Source organism: Pseudomonas sp. ACN8 (assembly GCF_002303925.1).
Classification (GTDB): Bacteria; Pseudomonadota; Gammaproteobacteria; order Pseudomonadales; family Pseudomonadaceae; genus Aquipseudomonas.
Map to the genome: position 1 here is coordinate 1 of NZ_MRCS01000106.1, position 1,983 is coordinate 1,983.

Genomic DNA, 1,983 nt, shown 5'->3' on the forward strand with positions numbered 1-1,983 from the left:
GAGGCCCGGCGTGGCATCGTTGACGAACAGGGTTTCGCCCGGGGCGCAGGGGAACGCCGCGCGCGGATCCTGAGCGCTGGTGTTGATGGTGTCGTAACCGGCCAACTGGATCGGCCAGCGATAGTCGAAATATTGTCCCGGAAAGAAAAACGCACCGGAAAATCCGTCGCTTTCGGCCGGGTTGTGGCCGTTGTGTTCGTGGGTGCTGAGGGTGTGCAGGCCAAACCCCATGGTGGCCGACGGATCGATCGGCAAGGCGTTGTAGTGCCGCATCAGCACCCCTTGTCCGTAGCGCACCATCAACAGTTTTGGCGGAAAGGTGCCGTCGAAGGTCCAGAGCGCCTTGTGGTTCTGAATCGGCATGTTGGGGTGAAAACGGGTATTTATGCCTTTGGTGGTGCCCGCAATGACCGGGGTGTTTGAGGTCTGGTTGTAGAGCCCGCCAGGCCCGAACTCACCGACGGAGTAGTTGTGCAACTGTCGGCGGTCGCGCATGCCGCTGTTGAGCTGGGCGCCCGCTTGCACGGTCTTGAAGGCGACTTGTGGGTAGAACTCGTTCCAGCGCTGGTGCGACCAGCCTTTTCCGGGCGGACGACCTTCGGCCGGCGAGCCGACCGGATGGCGGTTGAGGAAGGCTTCGATCTGCGCTTTCCACGGGTTGCGGTCCAGCACGTTGGAATACTGCGACGGAAACGGGTACAGCCCCGGCTGGCGCATGAAGGCTTCCAGCGCCGCGGGCGAAGGGCCGCTGCGGGCGATGTTGTTCGGGTCCTGCGTGGGCGCCGGGCCGACGATCGGAACCGGGAAGGTCAGGGTGGGCGGCGGCAGTGTCGGGTCGAGTTTCTCCGTGCCGAATTCTTCGAACAGCAGCAGTTGCTGCGTGTACGGCTGGGCTCCGAACAATGGGCTGGGCTTGCCATTGGTGGGGATCTTGAAGGATGTTTGCAGGCTTGGCGGAAGTACGTTGTCGGTCGTTGGCGTGGTGCGGGTGCCAAAAACGCCATTGGGCAGGGCAATGGCGCCCTGGTTGACGGGGGGCATGGCCTCTATGGCATCCAGCGCGGCCTTGGGGTCGGCCGCGGGATTGGTATACGCCGAGGGGTCCGTTGGTGGTGGCGGGCCGAAATCGTCGAGCGGCACGGCATTTACCGTGGCCATGCTAAGAAGCATCGCACAGGGCAGGCTTGACCTGCGCAGTAAGGCGATGGAATGGCCTGGTGGCGTCGCGCGTTTCATATTTGACCCTCGCCTGATGCCCGTCGTCGCCATACCCAGGACGACAGCTGTTGCGTGCACAAGGCGGGTGTGCAACTAACGAGCCACTACCGCAAGACGAAGGGAAAGTTCAAATGGATCGACAGGTTGTTTCTAAGTGTTGCGTGCGGCAAGAGCGAGGGGTGGGGGATATTCCTCTAATTAGGTGGTAAGCACCCGGTTGGTTGGGTGAAGGACCCCATTTGTGGGGATGATAGCGGCCCTATTTCACCGGCCGCTGTTGGTAGGGTCTGCTTGCCCTAAGGCGACATGGATTTAACTGGTCGAGAAGAACCGCTTTTGGCCGTTATCTGCCGGTCGTCACTACGGCGTGTGCTGATCAAGTCGAATGCAAACGGTTGGTCAGGACGAATGCAAATGACTGGTCAGTGGCAATGCGTCGGGCGGACTTTGCAGCTGGCAAGGTTCAGCAGGGGACTGTCAGATATTTTGTGTGCGGGCCGGTAACGGCCTGCCGTTAGGCAGGCCATGCTTTACCAGGTCGGCCTGATAAATCGATCTCCGTACAGAATCGCGAATTGATTCATCGCACTTTTCCAGTCATGGGCCGCTGAGCCCCAGTTTGCTGTGATATTGCGCAGCCCAAGCCAGATCAGTTTTGTCGCCGCATCGTCGGTCGGGAAGTGACCTCGGGTCTTGATGATCTTGCGCAGTTGAGCGTTGATGCTCTCAATGGCGTTGGTCGTGTAGATCACTTTTCGGATCGCC

Annotated in this window: 1 protein-coding gene and 1 pseudogene; both read right to left on the reverse strand. The window is 60.3% G+C overall.

Features of this window, described 5'->3' with window-relative positions:
• Positions 1-1,170: pseudogene (locus tag BSF44_RS29080) on the reverse strand (copper oxidase); the annotation flags it as partial.
• 578 nt (positions 1,171-1,748) lie between these two features.
• Positions 1,749-1,983: transposase (locus tag BSF44_RS29085; RefSeq protein WP_141250027.1), on the reverse strand; the 235-nt coding region annotated here is incomplete at its 5' end.